The 21,838-nt window shown below is 70.8% G+C and carries 18 protein-coding genes; 7 read left to right on the plus strand and 11 right to left on the minus strand.

The window, feature by feature from the left end:
- Nucleotides 1-9 precede the first annotated feature (9 nt).
- From D7W81_RS14310 to D7W81_RS14320, 3 genes are all read left to right on the plus strand, one after another.
- Complete coding sequence (locus D7W81_RS14310) at nucleotides 10-729, plus strand: hypothetical protein (protein WP_120555924.1); 720 nt, start codon at nucleotides 10-12, stop codon at nucleotides 727-729.
- A gap of 2 nt (nucleotides 730-731) precedes the next feature.
- Nucleotides 732-1,997: an imidazolonepropionase gene (gene hutI, locus D7W81_RS14315; protein WP_120555925.1), complete on the plus strand. Its 1,266-nt coding sequence runs from the start codon at nucleotides 732-734 to the stop codon at nucleotides 1,995-1,997.
- An 87-nt stretch (nucleotides 1,998-2,084) separates the two neighbouring features.
- Nucleotides 2,085-2,954, plus strand: a complete 870-nt coding sequence (locus tag D7W81_RS14320; protein ID WP_120555926.1) for a class II glutamine amidotransferase — start codon at nucleotides 2,085-2,087, stop codon at nucleotides 2,952-2,954.
- On the opposite strand, the gene tsaE is transcribed toward D7W81_RS14320, so the two are convergent.
- From tsaE to tilS, 9 genes are all read right to left on the minus strand, one after another.
- Nucleotides 2,955-3,440, minus strand: a complete 486-nt coding sequence (gene tsaE, locus D7W81_RS14325) for a tRNA (adenosine(37)-N6)-threonylcarbamoyltransferase complex ATPase subunit type 1 TsaE (RefSeq protein ID WP_120555940.1) — start codon at nucleotides 3,438-3,440, stop codon at nucleotides 2,955-2,957.
- 82 nt (nucleotides 3,441-3,522) lie between these two features.
- Entirely contained in the window at nucleotides 3,523-5,055 is a 1,533-nt protein-coding gene (locus D7W81_RS14330; protein ID WP_120555927.1) for an NAD(P)H-hydrate dehydratase, read from the minus strand.
- A 14-nt stretch (nucleotides 5,056-5,069) separates the two neighbouring features.
- Entirely contained in the window at nucleotides 5,070-5,444 is a 375-nt protein-coding gene (locus tag D7W81_RS14335; protein WP_120555928.1) for a holo-ACP synthase, read from the minus strand.
- A gap of 6 nt (nucleotides 5,445-5,450) precedes the next feature.
- Nucleotides 5,451-6,176: a pyridoxine 5'-phosphate synthase gene (locus D7W81_RS14340; protein WP_120555929.1), complete on the minus strand. Its 726-nt coding sequence runs from the start codon at nucleotides 6,174-6,176 to the stop codon at nucleotides 5,451-5,453.
- A 101-nt stretch (nucleotides 6,177-6,277) separates the two neighbouring features.
- Entirely contained in the window at nucleotides 6,278-7,672 is a 1,395-nt protein-coding gene (glmM, locus tag D7W81_RS14345; protein ID WP_120555930.1) for a phosphoglucosamine mutase, read from the minus strand.
- Between the two features lie 163 nt (nucleotides 7,673-7,835).
- On the minus strand, nucleotides 7,836-9,059 hold the full coding sequence (gene folP, locus D7W81_RS14350; protein WP_120555931.1) for a dihydropteroate synthase: 1,224 nt from the start codon (nucleotides 9,057-9,059) through the stop codon (nucleotides 7,836-7,838).
- Between the two features lie 145 nt (nucleotides 9,060-9,204).
- Nucleotides 9,205-11,184, minus strand: a complete 1,980-nt coding sequence (locus D7W81_RS14355; RefSeq protein WP_158621597.1) for a CBM96 family carbohydrate-binding protein — start codon at nucleotides 11,182-11,184, stop codon at nucleotides 9,205-9,207.
- A gap of 347 nt (nucleotides 11,185-11,531) precedes the next feature.
- The gene (gene ftsH / locus D7W81_RS14360) at nucleotides 11,532-13,448 is read right to left on the minus strand and encodes an ATP-dependent zinc metalloprotease FtsH (RefSeq protein ID WP_120555933.1); all 1,917 of its coding nucleotides are present in this window, start codon (nucleotides 13,446-13,448) and stop codon (nucleotides 11,532-11,534) included.
- A gap of 181 nt (nucleotides 13,449-13,629) precedes the next feature.
- The gene (tilS, locus tag D7W81_RS14365) at nucleotides 13,630-14,997 is read right to left on the minus strand and encodes a tRNA lysidine(34) synthetase TilS (RefSeq protein ID WP_120555934.1); all 1,368 of its coding nucleotides are present in this window, start codon (nucleotides 14,995-14,997) and stop codon (nucleotides 13,630-13,632) included.
- A 435-nt stretch (nucleotides 14,998-15,432) separates the two neighbouring features.
- Between tilS and D7W81_RS14370 the strand changes: the two genes are divergently transcribed.
- Entirely contained in the window at nucleotides 15,433-15,642 is a 210-nt protein-coding gene (locus D7W81_RS14370; protein WP_014396356.1) for a TIGR04563 family protein, read from the plus strand.
- Between the two features lie 8 nt (nucleotides 15,643-15,650).
- Entirely contained in the window at nucleotides 15,651-15,932 is a 282-nt protein-coding gene (locus D7W81_RS14375) for a TIGR04563 family protein (protein WP_014396355.1), read from the plus strand.
- Nucleotides 15,933-15,976: 44 nt separating this feature from the next.
- On the opposite strand, the gene D7W81_RS14380 is transcribed toward D7W81_RS14375, so the two are convergent.
- Nucleotides 15,977-16,807 (minus strand): 5'-nucleotidase C-terminal domain-containing protein, encoded by an 831-nt coding sequence (locus D7W81_RS14380; RefSeq protein ID WP_120555935.1) that lies wholly within the window; start codon nucleotides 16,805-16,807, stop codon nucleotides 15,977-15,979.
- On the minus strand, nucleotides 16,807-19,794 hold the full coding sequence (locus D7W81_RS14385; RefSeq protein WP_120555936.1) for a TonB-dependent receptor plug domain-containing protein: 2,988 nt from the start codon (nucleotides 19,792-19,794) through the stop codon (nucleotides 16,807-16,809). Before D7W81_RS14385 ends, D7W81_RS14380 begins: the two co-directional genes overlap by 1 nt.
- 112 nt (nucleotides 19,795-19,906) lie before the next feature.
- Here D7W81_RS14385 and D7W81_RS14390 point away from each other — a divergent pair, with 112 nt between their 5' ends.
- Together D7W81_RS14390 and D7W81_RS42985 are read left to right on the plus strand one after the other, a co-directional pair.
- Nucleotides 19,907-21,466, plus strand: a complete 1,560-nt coding sequence (locus D7W81_RS14390) for a ChaN family lipoprotein (RefSeq protein WP_120555937.1) — start codon at nucleotides 19,907-19,909, stop codon at nucleotides 21,464-21,466.
- A gap of 50 nt (nucleotides 21,467-21,516) precedes the next feature.
- On the plus strand, nucleotides 21,517-21,838 hold a 322-nt coding region (locus D7W81_RS42985), incomplete at its 3' end, for a hypothetical protein (protein ID WP_208721300.1).

The raw sequence follows: 21,838 nt of genomic DNA on the forward strand, positions 1-21,838 counted from the left end.
GTGCACCGGATGCCACGACGCGTCCGAGCCTTCGTGATGACCACGGTGATGGGTGTGCTCGCGGGCTGCACCCCCACCACCGCCGGGCCCATGGTGATGCGCATGGGCCCGGGCATGCCCGACGAGAACTTCTTCCAGCTGGGCCTGCGCGCCGGCCCCCGCCTCAACGCCCCACAGCTGGCGGAGCGCGGGGAGCACGGCACCTTCCAGGGTGACGCGAAGCCCTTCCAGAATGATCAGTGGGGCATCGACCTCGACGGCTCGGTGACGGTGCCCGTGGATGACCGGCTGTCGTGGCACCTGGGGCTGCAGGGCGAGTTCGTGGGCCTGCCGGTGCCCGGCTACGGCGTCTACACCGGCGTGTCGTACTACCTCGGCTCGGAGCGGCTGGGGCTGTCCCCTGCCCTCTCCGTGCGGGGCGCGTCCGACTTCGGCCTGGGGGAGACGGACAGCACCAGCAGCCTGTTCGGCGTGGAGGCCACCTGCGCGTTCACCGTGCAGCCGGAGCCCGGCATGTCCATTGGCCTGGTGCCGTTCTTCAGCGTGCAGCAGTCGCTGGTGAACCCCGGCTCGCAGGTGACGACGCACTTCTATGGCGCTGTCGTGGCGGCGCAGGTGAAGTTCGGTGAGAGCCGCACGAAGGTGGAGCTGTCCGGCGGCTTCGGCCGGGCGCACTCGGGTGACACGAGCTGGAACGCGCCCGTCGTGGGCGTACGCGGAGGACGCTGAGCATGGAAGCCCTGGACCTGTGGGTGCGCAACACCTCCGAGGTGCTCACCGTGGAGGGCACCCACCGCGAACCCGCGGAAGCAGCCCTCACCCCACGCGCCGGAGCCGGCATTGGCGTGAAGAACGGACGCGTGGCCTACGTGGGCCCGGAGTCCGGCCTCCCCCAGGGTGCGCTCACGGACGCGACGGAGATCATCGACGCCGAGGGCGGCTTCGTGGGCCCGGGCTTCGTGGACCCACACACGCACCTGGTGTTCGCGGGCGAGCGCTCCGCTGAGTTCGACCTGCGCAACCAGGGCGCCACGTATCTTGAAATCGCCAAGGCGGGCGGCGGCATCGTCAACACGGTGAGCGCCACACGCGCCGCGAGCGAGGAGGAGCTGGCCACGCTCGCCCTGCCCCGGCTGGAGCGGCTGCTCGCGCAGGGCGTGACGACCGCCGAGGTGAAGAGCGGCTACGGCCTGTCGCTCAACGACGAGCTGAAGATGCTCCGCGCGGTGCGCCGGCTGGGCGCGCTGTCACCGCTGGAGCTGGTGCCCACGCTGCTGTGCGCGCACGCCGTGCCCGCGGAGTACAAGGACCGCCGCGCCGAGTACCTGGACCTCTGCATCAACGAGATCCTGCCCGCCGTGGCGCGCGAAGGACTGGCCCGCTTCTGCGACGTCTTCACGGAGGAGAGCGCCTTCAGCGTGGAGGAATCGCGCCGGCTGCTCAACGCGGCGAAGGCGCTGGGCCTCACGCCGCGCCTGCACGCGGATCAGCTCACGGCCTGCGGCGCTTCGGCGCTGGCCGCGGAGGTGAGCGCCGCCAGCGCGGACCACCTGGAGCAGGTGACGGACGAGGGCATCCGTGCGCTCGCCGCCGCGAACGTCACCGCCGTACTCGTGCCCACCTCCACCCTCTTCCTGCGCATGCGCCCCTACGCGCCCGGCCGGAAGCTGCGGGACGCGGGCGTCAACATTGCTTTGGGCTCCAACGTGAACCCCGGTTCTTCCATGACGGAGAACGTGGCGCTGGTGTTGGGGCTCGCCTGCCTGGAGAACGGCCTGTCGGCGGCGGAGGCCTACTGGGCCGCCACCCGAGGGGCCGCGCAATGCTTGGGGTTGCAACGGCAGGGGCGACTGGCAGTGGGAGATGCGGGCGACCTGGTGGTGTTCGCCTGTCGCAGCTACCGGCATCTGCCTTATCATCTGGGTATCAGTCACGCGCGCGTGGTGGTGAAGGGTGGACGTGTGGTGTTTCGCGCGCGAATGAATCACTGCCCCTGAGTGGATGCCGCTGAACAACTGGCATCAGCCGAGGGGGCAGGTGGAACTTCCCTCGTGGGCCGGCCGTTGTAGAGATCAGCTGCCACCATGTGCCGATTATTTGGATTCAGAAGCGCCGTTCCCGCCGCTGTCCATACCGCCCTGGTGACGGAGAGGAACTCCCTCCTCATCCAGTCACGTGAGCACAAGGACGGATGGGGCATCGCCACCTACGGCCCGGAGTGCTCGCCGCTCGTCGCGCACGGCGTGGGCCCCGCGCACAGCGACCCCGACTTCGAGCGGGTGTCCAGCCAGGTCTCCGCGCGCACCGTCGTGGCGCACATCCGGCTGGCCAGCGTGGGCGCGGTGGAGCTGCGCAACTCGCACCCGTTCTATTTCGGCCGCTGGTCCTTCGTGCACAACGGCACGCTGCGCGAGTTCGCGAAGCACAAGGCCGCCGTGGAAGCGCTCATCCACCCGGAGCTGCGCGTCAACATCAAGGGCACCACGGACAGCGAGCGCTGCTTCTACCTGTTCCTGTCGCGGCTGTCGGCGCGCGGGCCGCTCGACGGCACGGTGAGCGTGGAGGCGATGGCGCAGGCGCTCGCGGAGACGATGACGCTGGTGTCCACGATGACGGACGTGCCGGGAAGCCGCGAGCCGAAGGAACGCTCCGCGATGAACTTCCTCGTCACGGACGGCGAGGCGATGGTGGCCACGCGCCGCAACCGCACCCTCTTCATCTCCTCCGGCATCAGCGGCTGCCCGGAGTCCCTGCGAGCGCCGAACTCGGGCGTGCCGCTCCAGCAGTTCCTCGTCTCCAGCGAGTCGCTGTGCGGCGGGCCGCACTGGGTGCAGGTGGATGAAGAGGACGTGGTGGGCGTGGATTCGCGGCTCGTGTTCCACCGCTGGAAGGTGCAGACGCTGGCGGACGGCGTGCTGAACCCGCGGCCGCAAGTGCAGCACTCCGTGGTCTGATCAACCCAGCCACGCGTCGAGCAGTGCCGCGGGACGCGCGCCGAAGGCCTCCACGTCGAGGCTCCGCGCGTCCTCGCTCTCATGGCGGAGCGTGACGCGCAGGAAGTCGCGCGGCGCGGCCTGGGGGATGCGGTCCAACCACTCCACCAGCATCGCGTGGTCACCGCCCACCAGGTCCAGGAACCCGGTGGCGTACAGCTCGTCGTAGTCCGTCAGGCGGTACAGGTCCGCGTGGTACAGCGGGATGCGGCCGTCGTATGGGTACACGATGGCGAAGGTGGGGCTGGCCACCTCGGACTGCGCCACCCCCGCGCCTTCCGCCACGCCGCGCACCAGGTGCGTCTTGCCCGCGCCCAGGTCGCCAATCAGCCCCACGAAGTCCCCGGGCTGGAGCAGCTGCCCCAGCTTCACGCCCAGCCGGTGCGTCTCCTCCGGCGAAGGCGACACGAGCCGCCGCAAGCGGGTGGGCTGCTCCGTGCCGCTCATCGCGGCCACCGCGTTGCGACAAGGCCGGGACCCACGAGCACGTCCACAAGGCGCGGAAGCGTGAAGCGCCGCATGCGCACGTTCATCGCTGCCACCGCGTCCAGACGTGGCCCAGGCCCACGAGCAGGTCCGTGGCGATGAGGCCCATCAGCCCGCGCTGCTCCGCCATCAGGTCGCCCGCCAGCCCGTGCGCGTAGACGGCCGTCCACGCGGCCTTGGGCAGCGGGATGCCCTGCGCGAGCAGCGAGCCGCACACGCCCGACAGCACGTCGCCCGTGCCGCCCGTGGCCATGCCCGCGTTGCCCGTGGGGTTGATGAACACGCGTCCGCCTGCCTCCGCGATGAGCGTGCGCGAGCCCTTGAGCACCACCGTGCAGTTGAGCGACGTGGCCAGGTTGAGCGCCACACCCACGCGGTGCGCCTGCACGTCCTTCGTCGTCCGGCCCCACAGCCGCGCCATCTCTCCCGGGTGCGGCGTGAGCACCACGGGCCCCTTCGCCTCCCGCAGCACCTTGAGGTCCTCCGCCACGGCATTGAGCGCGTCCGCGTCCAGCACCGCGGGCACCTCCACGGACGCCAGCAGGTCGCCAATCAGCGCGCCCGTCTCCGGCCCGCGCGGAATGCCCGGCCCCATCACCAGCGCGTCCTTGCCCTCCAGCGCGGCCTTCAGCGCCTCCAGGTCGCCCTTCCCCAGCGGGCCTTCACCGGGCAGCGCGACGCCCATGATCTCCGGCGAATGCGCCATCACCCACGGCAGCGCCTCCGCGCGAGTGGCCACCGTGACGAGCCCCGCCCCGCTGCGCAGCGCGGCCAGGGCCACCATCGCCGCGGCGCCCGTCTTGCCCGGGCTGCCCGCCACCACCAGCACGTGGCCGTAGGTGCCCTTGTGCGAATCCGCGCGGCGCTTCGGAATCGCCTCGCGCGCGTCCTTCTCCTCCACGCGGAACAGCTCCGCGCCGGACACCGCGCGCGTGGACTCACCGCCCAGCCCGATGTCCACGCGCCGCACGTCGCCGCACAGCGACGCGCCGGGCTCCAGCTCATGCGCGGGCTTCACGAAGCCGAAGGCCACCGTGACGTCCGCCTCCACGCACGGCGAGAAGGGCTCCGCCGTGTCGCTCTGCAACCCGGACGGCACGTCCGCGGCCACCACCTTCGCCCCCGCGCGCCGCCACCGCGCCACGGTGCCAATCGCGTCCGCGAAGACGCCTTCAGGAGCCCGCTTCAGGCCCGTGCCGAAGAGCGCATCCACCACCACGTCGCCCGGGCCCGCCTCCGGCAGCGCCTCGAAGGCGCGCGGCGACTCACCGAAGCCCTCCAGCGCCTGGAGGTTGCGCTTCGCCTCCGCGGTGAGCTTCCCGGTGTCCCCCACCAGCGACACCACCACGCGGCAGCCTCCCTCCAACAGGAAGCGCGCGGCGACCAGTCCGTCCCCGCCGTTGTTGCCGGGGCCGCACAGCACCGTGAAGCGCCCGCTGGGCCCGGAGACGCTCCGGGCGGCCTCCGCGAGCGCCCGGCCCGCGTTCTCCATCAACAACCCGGACGGCATCCCGTGCTGCTCTTGGGCGGCCTTCTCGGCCTCTCGCATCTGGTTCGCGGTGAGCACGCGCTGCATGGCTTCCAACCTCCCTACTTCGTCTGGAGCACCACCGTGGCCGCGGCCACGCCGGCATCATGGGTGAGCGCGAGCATCGCCTCCCACCCCCGCGCTTCCATTACCTCACGGGCCACGCCGGAGAGCACGAAGCGCGGCGGACCGCCCTCGCGCACCACCTCCATGTCCCGCCACTTCACGCCAGGAGGCACGCCCATCGCCTTCACCAGCGCCTCCTTCGCCGCGAACCGGGCCGCGTACGCACTGGCCGCGTCGTGGCGCGGGGCGCAGTAGGCCCGCTCGCCGTCGGTGTACACGCGCGCGAGGAACGCCTCCGCGCGCGGACCCTTCAGGATGCGCTGGATGCGCTCGATGGAGCAGAGATCCAACCCCAGGCCGACGATGGGCATGGCCGCCTACCCCGGGTCGCGCATCAGCTCGAGCATCTCGCGCACCGCGCGCTCGAAGCCCACCAGCACCGCCCGCGCCACGATGGCGTGCCCGATGTTCAGCTCGTCGATCTCCTGGATGCGCGCGATGGCCTGCACGTTGTCGTAGTTGAGCCCGTGGCCCGCGGCCACGCCCATGCCTAGCTTGGCGCTCGCCTTGGCGGCATCCACGATGCGCGCCAGCTCCCGCGCGCGCTCCTTCTCATTGCGCGCCTCGCAGTAGCGGCCCGTGTGCAGTTCAATCCGGTCCGCGTTCACCTTGTGCGACGCGCGCACCTGGTCCAGGTCCGGATCGATGAACAGCGAGACGGCGATCTCCCCGTCCTTGAGGTTCTTGATGATCTTCGCGATGGACTCGCGCTGGCCCGACACCTCCAGGCCGCCCTCGGTGGTGAGCTCCTCGCGCCGCTCGGGGACGAGCGTCACCACGTCTGGCTTGTACTCGTAGGCGATCTTCACCATCTCCGCGGTGGCGGCCATCTCCAGATTCAGGAGCGTCTGCACCGTATCGCGGAGGATGCGCAGGTCCCGGTCCTGGATGTGGCGCCGGTCCTCGCGCAGGTGGATGGTGATCTGCCGGGCGCCGGCCAGCTCCGCCATCGCCGCGGCCGTCACCGGATCCGGATACACGGTGCGCCGCGCCTGACGCAGCGTCGCCACGTGATCCACGTTGACACCCAGTCGCTGTCCCATCGTCCCGCTCCTTGCGCTGGCGCGGTGCGGGAGGGTCCAAGGGACCGGGCCCGCGCCGGCCCCTCTATTCGTGGCCGGCGTCCGGAAGTCAACCGCTGTCGCTAGCCGTTGAGCGCCTTGGAGAGCGCCTCGACGATTTCGCGGGCGTACGCCTCGTTGCGCGCCGCGTCCTCGCCTTCAATCAGCACGCGGGCCTTGGGCTCCGTGCCGGAGAAGCGCACCAGCACGCGGCCGTTGCTGCCCAGCTTCTGCTCCACGTTCTTGATGGCCTTCATCACCGTGGGCAGCTCACCCAGCTCGCGCTTCTGCTTCACCACGACGTTGAGCAGCGTCTGCGGCACCGGCTGGAAGATGGAGGCCAGCTCCGACAGCGGCTTCTGCTGACGGCACATGACGGCCAGCAGCTGCAGCGCCGCGAGCGTGCCGTCGCCCGTGGTGGTGTGGTTCAGGAAGATGAGGTGGCCGCTCTGCTCGCCGCCCAGGCTGTAGCCATTGCGGCGCATCTCGTCCACGACGTGCCGGTCACCGACGCGCGTGCGGACCACCTTCACGCCCCACTGCGCCACCGCGCGCTCCAGGCCGATGTTGCTCATCACCGTGGAGACGAGCGTCTTCTTCTTCAGCTCCTTGCGCGCGACGAGCTCACCCGTGCAGATGGCCATGATGGCATCGCCGTCCACGACGTTGCCCTTCTCGTCCACGACGATGAGGCGGTCCGCGTCGCCGTCCAGCGCGACGCCCAGGTTGGCGCCGTGCTTCACCACCGCCTTGGCCAGGCCCTCCGGGTGGAGCGCGCCGCACTTGTGGTTGATGTTCTTGCCGTCCGGGGACACGCCCAGCGCGATGACCTTCGCGCCCAGCTCCTCCAGCACCGCCGGCGCCGTGCGGTACGCCGCGCCGTTGGCGCAGTCCACCACGATGGTCATCCCCTCCAGCGTCAGCTCGCGGGGGAACGTGGCCTTCAGGTAGACGATGTAACGGCCGCGCGCGTCGTCCAGGCGGATGGCCCGGCCAATCTTCGTCGCCGTGGGGCGGATATTGTCGATTTCACCGCTGGAGACCAGCTCTTCAATCTTCGCTTCCGTCTCGTCCGGCAGCTTGAAGCCGTCACGCCAGAAGAACTTGATGCCGTTGTCCTGGTACGGGTTGTGGGACGCCGAGATGACGGCGCCCGCGTCCGCGCGCATGGACGTGGTGAGGTTGGAGATGCCGGGCGTGGGCAGCGGGCCCACCTGCTCCACGTCGACGCCCATGGAGATGAGGCCGGCGGACAGGGCCTGCTCCAGCATGTAGCCGGAGAGGCGCGTGTCCTTGCCCACGATGACGCGGTGGCGGTGCGGACCGCTGCGGATGAGGTACGCCAGGGCGCGGCCGAGCTTCATCGCGACCTCGGCCGTCATCGGATAGACGTTGGCCACGCCACGAACGCCGTCCGTGCCGAACAGCCGCTCCGTCTTCTGAACTTCCTTGGGGGGCATGTCCATCCTGTACGCCATGTGTGCCGCTCCACCTTTCCCATTGCCGGAAGGGCTCCGGCCACTCGCGTCCGGGGCTTATACCCCGTCCGGCACGTGGGCCCGAAGCTAGGGATGCGGTGCCACCCAGGCAAGCGCCCGGGCGTACGGACCTGAACACCCCCGGCGCCAGGGCTTGTCCGCGTCAGCCGCCGTACAGGTCGCCGCCACCCCGGGCCCCCCGGATGGCGTCCGCCACCACCAGCGCGTCCCGGGCCTCCCCCACGTCGTGCACCCGCACCACGTCCGCGCCGCCCAGGACGGCCATGGCCGCCACGGAGCCCAGGGTGGCCGCCAGCCGCTCCTGGGGGCCCTTGCCGCCCGCCAGCTTCCCGAGGAAGGACTTGCGGCTGGTGCCCACCAGCAGGGGCTGCCCCAGCCCGCGCAGCTCTCCCAGACGTCGCAGGAGGAAGAGGTTGTGCTCCAGCGTCTTGCCGAACCCGATGCCCGGGTCCAGGAGGATGCGCTCGCGCGGGATGCCCGCCTCGGTGGCCTGGAACATCCCCTCCTCCAGGTAGTCCATCACCTCGCCCACCACGTCCTCGTAGTGGGGCGCCTGCTGCATCGTCCTGGGCATGCCCTGGGTGTGCATCAGGCAACACGCGGCGCCCGCGGCGGCCACCACGCCGGGCAGCGCCGGGTCGGAATGGAAGCCGGTGACGTCGTTGACGAGGTGCGCGCCGGCCTTGAGCGCCTCCTTCGCCACCGCCGCCTTCATGGTGTCCACGGAGATGGGCACGGTGGAGCGGCGCTTGATGCCCTCCACCACGGAGAGGATGCGCGACAGCTCCTCGTCCGCGGACACCGGCAGGGAGCCCGGCCGGGTGGACTCACCGCCCACGTCCAGGATGTCCGCGCCCGCGTCCACCAGCTTCAGCGCGTGCTCCACCGCGCTGGCCGCGTCCACGAAGTTGCCGCCGTCGGAGAAGCTGTCCGGCGTCACGTTCACCACGCCCATGAGGTATGTGCGCGTGCCCCACTCGAACCTTCGCCCGCTCAGGATCAACGCCGGCATGGGCGCGGGGGACAGCACCTCCTCCAGCACGCGCGCTAGGCCGTCCGTGCGGGGGGACTTGCGGGCAAGCGAGATCAGCCGGTCGAACTGCTGGCGGCTGCCGGACAGGAGCACCTCGCCGGGATGGTCCACGTGCGCGCCCGGCGTCCAGGTGGGCAGCTTCTCCCGTTCCCTGGAGCCGTACGGCGGCACCAGCTCCTCCTCGTAGGAGGGACGGCCCCCGGTGACGAGCACGTGCGCGTAGCCCAGCTCGCGCGTCAGGTGTTCGCGGTTGCGTGGGGACAGGTTCAGGCGGCGGAGGACCAGCGACAGGTCGTCGGGACGGTCACGGGAGACGAGGCGGGCGCGCAGCACGGTCGGTTCCCCTTCAGAGCGTGAGGGCGGCGAGGGGTCAGTGTCGCCGCTTCGCCGGGCCCAGGGAAGGGAGGACGGACAGGAACGCGCACGGGGCCCGGCCCTCCGCGTGGGAGGACCGGGCCCGAGGCCCCGCGTCACGCGCCTACGGCGTGAACTGGATGAGCCCCATGTCCGTCTGCCCCGACGAGACGAACGTCGAGGCGCCCACCGGCGTGGAGCCCTCGAACGTGAAGCCCAGCCGGGTGGAGCCGTCCGGGGACACCGCCATGAACGCGTTGGACACCTGGGGGCCCAGCAGGCGCGACCAGCGGTGGGTTCCCGTGGGGCTGAAGCTGGCCACGAACCGGAGCGAGCTGCCGCCGGGCAGTCCGGGCGTGCCCAGCACGCCGCCGCCCAGGTCCAGCGTGTCCGCCGACACGATGCCGTTCACCACGATGTTGCCCGCGGCATCCACCGCCACCTGCTCGGCCACGTCCCCGCTGGGCTCGGTCGTCAGCACGCGCACCCAGCCCTCGCCGCCGGACGCGGTGAGCGTGCCGAACACGCCGTCATCCGGCCGCACGTCGTGCATGGGGTCCCGGCTTGAATACGTCTGGCCCTGGAAGGTGAACGTCCCGTTGAAGCCCCCCGCGAACGCCACGCCCCCGTCGGGCAGGAACGCCAGCCCGCGGATGCGGCCGACACTCCCCTTCAGTCCGTAGCCCCACACCGGCGCGCCGCTCGGAGTGAAGCGCGCCACGAAGGCCGTCCCCACGCGCATGCCCGGCGTCGCGAGCACGGGGTTGTTGCCGCGGCCTCCCATCAGGATGTTGCCCGCCGCGTCCGCGGCGAGCGCGTTCGCCTCGGTGAACTCGTCCTGGGTGACGAAGTCCTGCGACCACTGATGGCCGCCGTTGTAGTCGTACTTCACCAGGAAGAGGGACTGGGTCTGATCATCCGGAGCCTCGCTCAGCGGGCCCGCGTAGAGCTCTCCACCGCCCAGGTCCGCGTAGCCCCCGAAGTGGCCCGCGACGATGACGCTCCCGTTGGCGTCGGTGGCGACGCCGGTGGGCACGACGAAGGAGGGATGGACATACCCCTCATCCCACTTGGGCCGCTTCTCCGCGCGGAAGCCGTGCGACCAGACCGGGTTGCCGGTGGGGGACAGCTTCAGCACGAACATCCCCCGGCCGGACTGGATGGACGGCAGCGGGCCGGTGCCGAAGTCCGGACTGCCCTGGTACGTGCCCACCACCAGCACGTTGCCCAGCGGCGTCACCGTCATCGCGCCCAGGGACACCTGCTGCCCCACCCCGTAGGCGCGCGACCACTGGTGCTGGGCCGCCGTGGTGAAGCGGGCCACCAGGAAGCCCGAGGGCCCCGGCAATGCCGCGCCGCCCGCCTGCGCCGGGCCGTCGCTGTACGACCCACCCAGCACGAAGCCGGAACCATCCGGCAGGTTCACCAGCGCCCGCGCGCTCTCCCGCGCCGCGCCCCCCAGCGTCTTCGCCCAGGCCTGCGAGGGCGTGCCGCTCCCCCGGTACGTGCACCAGTCGTAGCGGTAGACCGTGTCCAGCCGCGGCCTGCGCGAAACGTTGGATGCCTCGATCGAGGAGAACTCCGCCCCGTCATCTCCCTGCGGAAGGACGCCCAGGTCGAAGGTATGGCGGTCAGTCACCGCGCCCTTCACCTCCGCCGTCAGCCAGGCGTCGTTGGCGACGGAAGCCACGGTGGCTACCGCGGCGCCCTCCGTCGGCCGGGTGTTCCAGGTGAGGGCGGGCGGATAGGCGCCTCCCGTCACTGGATGGAACGACACCCCCGTGCTCGTGCCCTGCTTCGCGTACAGCCGCAGCCGCGCCTGGACGAGCTCGCCACCCTCCCCTTCCTGTTGGAACCGCAGATAGGACTGGTAGCGCGTGGGGGCCGCGTCCACGTACAGCGTGGACTGGGTGCTCATGTTCGCATCCGGCTGGTCATTCCGCACCGACGCGTCGCCCACCGCCACCAACGTCCGCTGGTCCAGGTACGTCCGTGGCTGGCACACGGTGGGCAGCGCCGCCTGCTCCACCGCCTTCAACGCCCCGTCCTCCCCCGGCGGCGGCCCTTCCGTCACACCACCACACCCCGGCGACACCGACACCATCGCGACGGCCGCCAGTCCCCTGACTCTCCACTTCCACCCGGTCTGCATTGTCTTGCGTTCCCCCACGAGGCCTTCCCAGCCCCGGGGTCCTTTGAATTGCATCCCCGGTGCCAGTGCGAATCCGCTCGAGGACACCAGGACTGGACCCAGGGGACGCAAGGCGGTGCCCTGAAGGGAAAAACCCCGCGCGATGCAAGGGAACGCGGAGGGCCCGGAGTGGCGCCTGGGTTTCACTCCGAGCAAAGCCCGTCCGGGCACCAGGCAGGCAGCGCAAGGACAAACGAAAAGGCCCTCCCCGGTACCAAGGGAAGGGCCTTCGTCACTTCACGAGGGAAGCGGGAGAGGCGTTACGCCTTCTTCGGCTCCATGTTGGGCAGGCCCTCGAGCGCGTCGAGGATCTTCCGCTTGTCCTTCTTCTCCGTGGGCTTCGGCGTGGAGGACACGCGCGGCGCCGGGCGCTCGCGGGTGAGCTGGCCGCCCTGGAGGATGATGTTCACGTCCTCGGCGTCGAGCGTCTCGTACTCCACCAGGGCGTCGGACACGCGCTGGAGCACGTCCAGCTTGTCGGTCAGCAGCTGCTTGCCCGTCGTGTAGCAGCCCACGACGATGCTGCGGACCTCCATGTCGATCTGCCGGGCGGTGTCCTCGGAGTAGTCCTTGGACGAGTTGAAGTCGCGGCCCAGGAACACCTCACCGTCGCTCTTGCCGAACGCCAGCGGGCCCATCTTCTCGCTCATGCCCCAGCGGCACACCATGGCGCGCGCCGTCTCCGTCGCACGCTCGATGTCGTTCGCCGCGCCGCTGCTCATCTCGTTGAACATGAGCTCTTCGGCGATGCGGCCACCCATGGCCATGGTGATCTGGTCGAGGATCTGCTTGCGGTAGCCGTTCACCTTGTCCTCGGTGGGCAGGCTCCAGGTGACGCCCAGGGCCTGACCGCGCGGGATGATGGTGACCTTGTGCAAGGGGTCGCAGCCGGGCAGCAGCTTGGCGAGGAGCGCGTGGCCGGCCTCGTGGACGGCCGTGTTCCGCTTCTCCTTGTCGGTCATGATCATGGACCGGCGCTCCGGGCCCATGAAGACCTTGTCCTTCGCCTGCTCGAAGTCCGCCAGGTCCACGCGCTCCTTGTTCTGGCGCGCGGCCATCAGGGCCGACTCGTTGACCAGGTTCTCCAGGTCCGCGCCGGTCATGCCGGGCGTACCGCGGGCGATGACCTCCAGCTCCACCTCCGGGGCGAGCGGCACGCGGCGGGTGTGCACCTTCAGCACGCCCAGGCGGCCCTTGAGGTCCGGACGGGGAACGATGATGCGGCGGTCGAAGCGGCCCGGGCGCTGGAGCGCCGGGTCCAGCACGTCCGGACGGTTGGTGGCGGCGATGAGGATGACGCCGTCGTTGGACTCGAAGCCGTCCATCTCCACCAGCAGCTGGTTGAGCGTCTGCTCGCGCTCGTCGTGACCGCCGCCCAGGCCCGCGCCACGGTGGCGGCCCACGGCGTCGATTTCGTCGATGAAGATGATGCAGGGGGCGTTCTTCTTGCCCTGCTCGAAGAGGTCGCGCACGCGGCTGGCGCCGACGCCCACGAACATCTCCACGAAGTCCGAGCCGGAGATGGAGAAGAACGGGACGCCCGCTTCACCGGCCACCGCGCGGGCGAGCAGCGTCTTGCCCGTGCCCGGGGGGCCCATCATCAGGACGCCCTTGGGGATGCGGCCGCCCAGCTTGGTGAACTTCTTGGGGTCCTTGAGGAAGGCGACGATCTCCTCCAGCTCCTCCTTGCACTCGTCCACGCCGGCCACGTCCGCGAACGTGACCTTGTTGTGGCTCTCGCTCAGGAGCTTCGCCTTGGACTTCCCGAACGTCATCGCCTTGCCGCTGCCGCCCTGGAGCTGGCGCATGAAGAAGATGAAGAACAGGAACAGGAAGACGACGGGCATCCACTGCCCGAGGATGGTCAGCCAGAGGCTGTTCTGCTCCTCGCGCTCGTACTTCACGTCCACGCCCGAGGCGCGGAGCTGGTTGAGCACGGCCACGTCCGGCGCGGGACCCGTGGTCCGGAACTTGTCGTTCGAGTCGCTGAACGTGCCGGAGTAGGTGTTGCCCTTGACGGAGACGGCCCGGACCTTCTTCTCCTCCACCTTGGTCAGAAGCTGGGTGAAGGTCGGTTCCTGCACCTGCTCGTTGCCTTGCGAGAAGAAATTGTAGAAGGCGACGAAGAGGACGATCAGGATGACCCAGAGCCCGATGGTCTTGTAGGTCGAACGCACGTTTCAGCTGCCCTTTCGGTACTCGGCGGGATGAGGGCCGTGCCAGGAAGAACCCGGCGGGTTTCGTCATGTTGCCCGGCGCCCGCCCGTGTGCAGGCCAGCGACGGACCGTATCAGCAACAGCAAAAAGCCCTCAACTATTTAGGGGACCGTGACCATCCCCCATTTCGAAGCATCGACTCTATAACGGAGGGGTCCGCCGTTCGCTTGAAGCCGGCGGGAATGCCCACAGCGAGTGTCGGCAAGCCACCGCGCTCGAAGGCGCCCCGGACATGGCGGAGCGCGGCAGGACTCCGGGAAGCCACAGCGCGGCATCGCGCGCGTCCACCACCACGGGTTGCGCGGCCCTGGCCTCTGCGGGAACGCGGGCATCCACCAGCGCGTCCTGCACCTTGCGGTGGCCCGCGCGCGTCCGGATGCGATCGCCCTGCTTCCTGGACCGCACCGTGAGTGGCCACGCCGTCCCCTCCTCCAACACCAGGGCCAACACGCCTGGGGGCGGCAATCCTTCCGCCACCTGGAAGCGCCATGCGCCAAAGTCCCCCCGCGCCCCCGGCCCCGCGAGCACCAGCGGCGTGGGCGGCAATTTCCGCTCGGTCCCCACGCAGCGCACCCGCCCGCCGGTGACCTTCAAGAGGAGGCCGCCGCTCAGCGCCAGGGTGCCCCCGTGCGCCACCACGTCCCGTCCCCGCTCCAGCGTGGCGTGGTCCACCCGCGCGCCCGCCGTGTCCAGCAGCCGTGCGAGCACGCGGCGTGACAACGGCGGCTCCAGCGCGCGCAGTCCCACGGGATCCAGCCCTCCTCCAGGCAGCACCAGCCGCTCCCAGGCCGCGTCCGCCAGCCCGGCGAGCAGGGCTTCGTCCTCCGAGGCGAGCCGGGCGAAGGTGGCCAGGTGCTCCACGGTGCTGAAGCCCGCGGCGCGGTTCAGCGCGGGCAGCACGTCCAGGCGCATGCGCGTGCGGAAGAAGGACGGGTCCGCGTTCATCGGATCGCGCACGAACCCCACCTCCTCGGTGGCCAGGAAGGCGAGCACGTCCTCACGCGAGCACGCGAGCAGCGGGCGGATGAGCGAGGAGGCCCGGGCGTGGATGGCCCTCGCGCCCCGGAGCGCGGCGCCGCGGGACAGGCGCATCAGCAGCGTCTCCGCCTGGTCGTCGAGCGTGTGGCCGGTGGCCACGAAGTCCAGCCCCCGCTCTTCCCGTAGAACCTCCAGGGTCGCGTAGCGCGCCGCTCGCGCCCGGGCCTCCATGCCCGCGCCGGGCGAAAGCGCGAGCCGCCGGACGTGGCAGGTCAGGCCCAGGCGTGCGGCCAGGCCCACGACGGAGGTCACTTCCTCCGAAGCCTCCGCCCTGAGGCCGTGGTCCACCGTCGCCACCTCCACGCGCAGGGCCAGCGCCTCGCGCACGCGCGCTGTTCCCACCAGGAGCGCTGTGGAGTCCGCGCCTCCGGAGACCGCGAGCAGCACCGAGCGCGAGGCGACCCCGAGCCCGGCATAGGAGCGGGCGAGCGCGGCGGGCAGCGAGGGACGTTCAGGAGTCGCGCGAGGCATGGCGCCAGCATTCGGAATGCAGTGTCAGATGGCCGGGTTACAGAGTCGCGGTGGACGGAAGGCGTGGGGATGCGGTCCATGATTCCCACAACGGCAGGACGCGGGGCGGAAATAGAACGGCGCCTCACGGTTGTTGGTCGGACGTTCTGGACTTCGTGACGTTGGACCTAGGGGTCCCCCCCCTCCCCCTCTGGGTCCACGGGGCCGCTCGGAGATTCGCTCCCTGCGGTCCCTCTTTCTGGAAACGCCCCGGTCTCCCTCGTGGAGGCCGGGGCGTTTCTCTTTTCGCCTGTCAATGCATTGTCGGAAGCGGAGCGTTCGGCCCACGGGCGCACGCTTGAGTGCTCCGAAACCGTTGACCCTTCAGGGCGTCTGTCGGATAACCGCTCCGGTGTGTTCAGGTCGTCACCTCGAATCCGCCCCGGAGACCCAGGCATGGCAGGCACCGACAAGCGCAAGCAGTCGCTGTACTTCCCCGAGGAGATGCTGAAGGAGATCCAGGAGGAGGCGAACCGGCAGGACCGTTCCCTCTCATGGGTGGTGCAGCAGGCCTGGAAGATCGCCCGCGACCGCATCAAGTCATTCCCTGCCGTGAACGACGTCACGGGCGACGAGCGCACGGACCCGCGCGAAGAAAGGCCTTAGGCAGGGGCATGGCCACCACGGATCATCGCAAACAGTCCCTCTATTTCCCCGAGGACATGCTGGAAGAAATCCAGCGTGAGGCGACGCGGCAGGACCGTTCCCTGTCGTGGATCGTCCAGCAGGCGTGGAAGGTCGCTCGCGCCGACATCCGTCGGATGCCTTCGGTCAACGACGTGCTGGGCCCCCTGCCGCCACGGCCGGTGGCCGCCGCGGCCCAGACGGCCACCTCCGCTCCGGCGGTGGTGACGTCCAGCGCCCCGGCCTCCTCGGACGAGCCCTCCAAGCCGTAAGGGGCCGTCCACCCCGGCCCCCGCAAGCCTTCATCCGCGCGACGTCAGCGCGGAGCAGGCCGGGCGGGCCGGGCACAGTTGTCGAAGACGATGCGCGGGGCTTCCTTCAGCGCCTGGACCGGGCTGGGGTAGGTGCTCTTCATGTACGCCGCCGCGATGTTGGCGTCCGTGCCGCCCAGCTTGCGCGCTGTCACCGGGTTGCGGTCCGGGTCCTGTCCCGCGTTGCCCAGGATGCTGCCGTAGCCGTCCCCTCCGTCCAGCAAGAACGTGGACATCGCCACGCGGTAGCGGATGGACGCGTCATCACGCGCGGGGATGGACACGGTGCGGCCGCGCACGCGCAGCTCCGTCACGCGCTCACCCGCCGGGCGCGCGCAGTCCACGCGCAGGGTGGTGCCCTCGGACACATGCAGGAACGCGCCGGACGGCGACACGATGGCCTGCCCTTCCAGCGCCAGCGTCTCCACGGAGTGCTCGAAGAGGTCCACGAGCTGCTTCTCCGTGAGGTCCACCGTCACGACGAGGTTCTCGAAGAGGATGACCTCGTGCAGGACGCCGTCGGTGAGCGGCCCCGTGCGCAGGGACGTGCGGGTGACGCACAGGCCTTCGTCGCGCAGCGAGCCGCCGTTGATGATGCCCAGGTCGGTGGGCTTCGCGGCGCCGTCCTCCGCGTGGAGGAACGCGTCCGCGGCCAGCTGCCCCAGCGCGTTGTTGTCGTGCCGGGTGAAGGCGGTGGCCAGCTGGACCTCCTCGCCCAGGTAGCCCACGACGGCGTCGGGGTCGTCCACCAGCGGGGTGCAGGAGTCGTTGTACGCAAGGCACCCGGGCAGGAGCGCGAGTGCCGCGAGCGCGGCGGTGAGGTGGCGGCGGTCCATCAGTAGAAGGCCCTCAGGGTGAGGTATCCGGACACGCCCTCGCGCGGAAGCAGGCCGCTGACGCGGTCCGGGCGGGGCACGTCGTCGCGCAGGTCGTGGTCGAAGAGGTTCTGCGCGAAGAGCGTCACCTCGAAGTGCTCCCAGATGGGCTCGGTGCGCAGCTGCGCGGTGATGAGGCTGTAGGCGGGAATCTCGTAGCGGCGGATGAGCTCCAGCGTGGAGCGGTTGTTGTTGCGGCGCTCGGCGCCGGAGCGCACCACCACGTCCAGGTTCACCCAGTCCCCCAGGGGCATGGACACGCCCGCGTTGAAGCGCGCCTGGGGCACGTCCGTGAGCAGCCGGGACTGGTCCGGCAGCTCCAGGTCCTGCGCGCGCGACAGGCTGGCGTTGACCCACGCGACGGCGCGCTTGGACGCCTCCAGCCGGGCCTCCGCCTCCACGCCGTACACGCGCACGCCCAGCTCGCGGTTGCGCAGGGGGACGATGTTGCCGCTGGTGTCCACCGGGGTGATGGGCGAGGCGAAGTTCTGGAGGAAGGCGTTGGCGCGCACGCGCACGCGGCTGTCGCCGGCGGCCTGGACCAGGTCCATGCCCAGCTCGAAGGTGTCCACGGTGGTGGGCTGCAGGAGCGGGTTTCCCTCGAAGCGGCCCTGGTTGTAGTCGGTGTCGGGGATGCGCTCGACCAGCTCCTGGGGCGTGGGGGCGCGGAAGGCGCGGCCGTACAGCGCCTTGAGCACGAGCGCGTCCGACGCCGCGATGACCAGCCCCACGCGCGGGTTCACGCGCACCACCATCCGGGTGGCGTCGAGCGTGCCCGCGTCCGCGTCAGGCAGCTGGGTGGCGTCCAGGCGCAGGCCGAAGGTGAGCGTGAGCGCGGAGAGGACGGTCCACTGGTCCTGCGCGGAGAGGCCCAGGTTGAGGCGGCGGGAGGCCGCGCCTTCGGTGAGGTCCACGAGCCCTTCAGGGGCGGAGGGGCTGGGGCGCAGGCGGCCGTCGAGCGTGTAGTTCGTGGTGTAGTCGTAGTTGGACAGCGACTGCTGTTCGGCGACGAAGCCCAGGGTGAGGTGGTTCTCCCTGGCCAGCGCGAGGTCCGCGTCCACGGAGGCCGTCACGGTGCGCACGGTGACCTGCGTCTGCTCCTGGAGGCCGTCCGGGAAGAGGCGCTCCAGGCCGTCGCCGGTGCGGAAGTCGTGGGGCGTGAGCTGGAACAGGCGGTCGGTGGACTGCTGATCGAAGCCCAGCCGGGCGCGCACCTGGCCGCTGTCGGACAGGGGCCGCTCCCAGGTCAGGTCGGCGAGGAGCACGTCCCAGGACAGCTGGGAGTCGTTGCCCACGGTGTCGAACAGGCCGACGAGCGCGTCGCGCTTCTCCGAGAGATAGCGCGCGCTGACGCCCACGCGGCCGGCGCTGTCCAGTCCGTAGGACACGCCTCCGCCCGCGTTGACGAAGAAACGGCCGTCGCGGGTGCGGCCCGCGGGCTGGTCCACGTCGCGCAGGCCCTGGTCCAGGGTCTCGTCGTCGAATGCATCGTGGTCGATGACGAGCGAGTCCCCTTCCTGCGACCACAGGTCCAGGTCCGCGAACAGGCGCAGGTCGCCGGTGGTGTGCGCGGCGGACAGGTGGCCGTCGGTGGCGAGCGCGAGCCGGCCGTCGTCGCGAGGAACGCCCCCGGTGGTGACGGCGCCGCGCACGCCGTCCGCGTGGTTCGTGATGAGGTTGACGACGCCCTGGAAGGCGCCCGCGCCGTAGATGGCGGAGCCGGGGCCGCGGATGACCTCGATGCGCTCCAGGTTCTCCACCGGCAGGTTCATGAGGGCCTTGCCGTCGAAGAAGTTGTTGAGGCGGTGGCCGTCCAGGAGGAAGAGGACCTCCGCGTCGTTGCGCAGGCCCCGGATGGCGGTGCGATGGAAGCCCTGCACGTCGCGGCTGACGGACACGCCGGGCACCACGTCCAGCACGTCCGCCACCGTGCGGGCGCCCAGCGCGATCATCTGCGCGCGGTTGAAGGAAGCGCCAATGGCCGGCACGGTGCGGACGGCCTCTTCCTGGAGGCTCGTCACCGCGAGCACGTCCTCGGCGCTGTAGAGCGCCAGGTCGTCGTCCAGTGCGGCGCGGGAGGCAGGGGACGCGCGGGAGGACTCGGTGCGCGTGTCCGGCGGGAGGTCCGCGTTGAGCGCGGCCATCGCGTCGTCGGAGCTGGAGTCCCGGCGCGGGTCCGGACCGTTCGCACGGGGCGGAGTGCCGGAGCTGCCCGCGCGGCTCGACGGGCGAGCGTCCGTGCCGCTTACCGGATTCGAGGTCCGCGAATCCGAGGCCCCCGCCTGGGTCGATGCGCGAGCGTCTGTCCCGCTCGGGCGATCCGAAGCGCGCGAGGCCGTGCTGTCGGTGCGGCTTGGAGCACGCGGGTCCGCGCCCTGGGTGCGCGTTCCCGTAGAGGATGGGGGCTGTGCATCGCGGGAGGGGGTGGCGGTCCCGGTCTTCGGCGGAGCCGGAGCCTCCACTGCGTCATCGTCCTTCCCTCCCCCCGAGGGCGGCGCGAAGGCATCGATGTCGGGCGCGGACTTCGGCTCCTCACGGGGTCCCTTGCGGACCGGCGGGGGCGCAGGGGGCTGCGCTCCCACCATCACCCTGGCGGGCCGGAGCGCGGACATGAAGAGGGGCGTGCGCTCTCCCCCCGCCATCGCCGCTTCGACGAAGTACTCCACGCCGGGCGGCACCATGTGCTCGGCGGGGATCATCGCGCGGTACAGGTCTCCGTACTGCAGCTCCATGGGGACCTGGACGTACGGCTCGCCGGGCCCGCGATAGCGGACGAAGAGCTCCAGCACCTTGCCGCCATCCACCAGCGTCGCATCCAGCTGGAGGGGCTGCCGGGCCTCCGCGCGCTGCGGTGGCGCATGCAACAGCGCGGGCTCCTGCGCGTGGACGGGGGCCGCGACGAACACCACGGCACAGAGGATGAGCGTGCGAGGAAGAACGGTCTGCAAGATTGAGGGCGATGGTCCGTTGCAGGGCGATGCGAGTCAAGCAAGCCACCTGCCCACGTCCCGCTGATTTTTTGCCGCCCCCGCGAGCGCATGCGACGGTGCCTGTCGCTCCATGCGCGCGTCGCTTGCCCTTCACCTCGCCCTCTTCCGCCGCCAACGCGCCCAGATCGCCCGGGTGGTCGAAGGCCGCACCGAAGCGTTCCGCGCCTACGAGGCCCGTTACCGCCGGCGCACGAGCACCTACCAGCGCGTGGTCCCCCTGACCCACGTGCACCAGCGCATCGCGGCGTCGGACCTCGTCTACGTGGGCGACTACCACACGCTGCCGCTCGCCCAGCAGACCTACCTGGACCTCGCCGAACGCGCGCTCGCCTCCGGCCGCCGCGTCGTGCTGGCGCTCGAGTGCGTGGAAGGCCGTCACCAGGCAGCCCTCGACGCGTACCTCGCCGGACGCCTGCCCGAGCGCACCCTGATGGCCCGGCTGGGTCACGGCCCCACCCCGGGCTTCGGTCCGGGCGCGGGCATCCGCGCCGTGCTGGGCTTCGCGAAGCGCCTCAAGCTGCAGGTGGCCGCCATCGACCGGCGCGCCCAGGGAGAGCGCTCGCTCGCGCTGCGCGACGCCTTCGCCGCGGAGCGCATTGCCCGCGTGGCCCGCGCGGAGGACGTCCCGCTGGTGATGGTGCTGGTGGGCCAGTTCCACGCCGCGCCCTGCCACCTGCCCGCGCAGGTGGAGCGCGCGCTGGGAGACGCCCACCCGCGCCGGGGCCTCGTCGTGTACCAGAACGCGGAAGGCCTCTGGTGGCGCCTCGCACGGGAAGGCCGGCTGGGCAGCGCGGAGGCCGTGGAGCTGGCGGACGGCGCGCTGTGCCTGATGAACGCCTCGCCCGTCCTCTGCCAGCAGAGCTTCCTGGACTACCTGGAGGCCGAAGGCGACGACGCGCCCCTCCTGGACCGCAGCGCCGCGGAGCGCTTCCGGGACATGGCGGAGCTCATCGGCGGGCTCGCGGGCGTGGCCGTGGGCCGCGAGCTGGATTCCGTGGAGGTGACGACGGCGGCGGACGGCGACGTGCTCGCCCGCATCCGCCGGCGCGGCCGCTTCACCCAGGCGGAGCTGTCCCAGCTGCGCAAGCACATCCTGTCGCGTGAGAGCGGCTACATCCCCCGCGCGCGCACGGCCTACCTCGCGTCGCTGTCCCTCAACCACGCCGCGGAGGAGGCCGCCCACTTCGTGCGCCACTGCGCCGTGGGCGACGCCATGGACGCCCCTCGCGGCGCGTCCGAGGCCTTCTATGCGCGCTGCCTGGAAGAGGCCCTGGGCTTCTTCGGCTCCAAGCTGATCAACCCGCGCCGCACCTGCCCCAGCGTCACGGAGTGGGCCCGGCGCTTCGGTGAGGCCCGGGGCCTGGAGCGGCAGATCGCCGCCTTCGTCCTCGCGCACAAGGCGACGGAGTCCGAGGCCCCCGACGAGGCCGTGAAGCTCCTCCCCCTGCGCCGCGACCGCCTGTTCCACGGCGTCAGCCACGCGCTCGGCTACCTGTTGGGGGACAGCCTCTACCGTGCGTTCGACGCCGGTCAGGTGGACACCGCGGACATCCGCGCCCTCTTCCGGGATCCGCTCATGGATCCGCGGGCCTCCTACCTGGCCTGGGCCGCGCGTCTGCGCGGTCTCTAGGCCCCAAGTCCGCTGCCTTCGGCGCCCGCGTGCGGTTACCATCGCGCGACATGAGCCAATCCTCTCCCCGCCTCCCGGGCGTTGCATCCGCAATCCTCCTGTCCCTCGCCGTTGGCCTCGTGCTGCCAGGCTGCTTCGCCGAGCAGAGCGCCTGCGTCCACGGATCGACCCTGTACTTCTGCGCGGATGACAGCGCGGACGAGTGCCGCGACTTCTGGTGCGACGGCTGGGAGTACTGCGCCTACTTCGAGGGCGACAGTTGCGCGGACGTAGGCTTTCCAGACGATACGGTCGACCTGGCCAGCTTCTCGGAGCCGAGGACGCCTGACTGGAGCTGGGGAACGCCTTCAAGCGGATCCGGTGGTGGTGGTG

Source organism: Corallococcus aberystwythensis, assembly GCF_003612165.1.
GTDB classification, from domain to species: Bacteria; Myxococcota; Myxococcia; order Myxococcales; family Myxococcaceae; genus Corallococcus; species Corallococcus aberystwythensis.

Bases quoted from the DNA above. Each gene is read 5' to 3' on its own strand.
- D7W81_RS14310 (WP_120555924.1), top strand. From the start codon at position 10: ATGCCACGACGCGTCCGAGCCTTCGTGATGACCACGGTGATGGGTGTG.
- hutI (WP_120555925.1), top strand. From the start codon at position 732: ATGGAAGCCCTGGACCTGTGGGTGCGCAACACCTCCGAGGTGCTCACC.
- D7W81_RS14320 (WP_120555926.1), top strand. From the start codon at position 2,085: ATGTGCCGATTATTTGGATTCAGAAGCGCCGTTCCCGCCGCTGTCCAT.
- tsaE (WP_120555940.1), bottom strand. From the start codon at position 3,440: ATGAGCGGCACGGAGCAGCCCACCCGCTTGCGGCGGCTCGTGTCGCCT.
- D7W81_RS14330 (WP_120555927.1), bottom strand. From the start codon at position 5,055: ATGCAGCGCGTGCTCACCGCGAACCAGATGCGAGAGGCCGAGAAGGCC.
- D7W81_RS14335 (WP_120555928.1), bottom strand. From the start codon at position 5,444: ATGCCCATCGTCGGCCTGGGGTTGGATCTCTGCTCCATCGAGCGCATC.
- D7W81_RS14340 (WP_120555929.1), bottom strand. From the start codon at position 6,176: ATGGGACAGCGACTGGGTGTCAACGTGGATCACGTGGCGACGCTGCGT.
- glmM (WP_120555930.1), bottom strand. From the start codon at position 7,672: ATGGCGTACAGGATGGACATGCCCCCCAAGGAAGTTCAGAAGACGGAG.
- D7W81_RS14355 (WP_158621597.1), bottom strand. From the start codon at position 11,184: ATGGTGTCGGTGTCGCCGGGGTGTGGTGGTGTGACGGAAGGGCCGCCG.
- tilS (WP_120555934.1), bottom strand. From the start codon at position 14,997: ATGCCTCGCGCGACTCCTGAACGTCCCTCGCTGCCCGCCGCGCTCGCC.
- D7W81_RS14370 (WP_014396356.1), top strand. From the start codon at position 15,433: ATGGCAGGCACCGACAAGCGCAAGCAGTCGCTGTACTTCCCCGAGGAG.
- D7W81_RS14375 (WP_014396355.1), top strand. From the start codon at position 15,651: ATGGCCACCACGGATCATCGCAAACAGTCCCTCTATTTCCCCGAGGAC.
- D7W81_RS14380 (WP_120555935.1), bottom strand. From the start codon at position 16,807: ATGGACCGCCGCCACCTCACCGCCGCGCTCGCGGCACTCGCGCTCCTG.
- D7W81_RS14390 (WP_120555937.1), top strand. From the start codon at position 19,907: ATGCGCGCGTCGCTTGCCCTTCACCTCGCCCTCTTCCGCCGCCAACGC.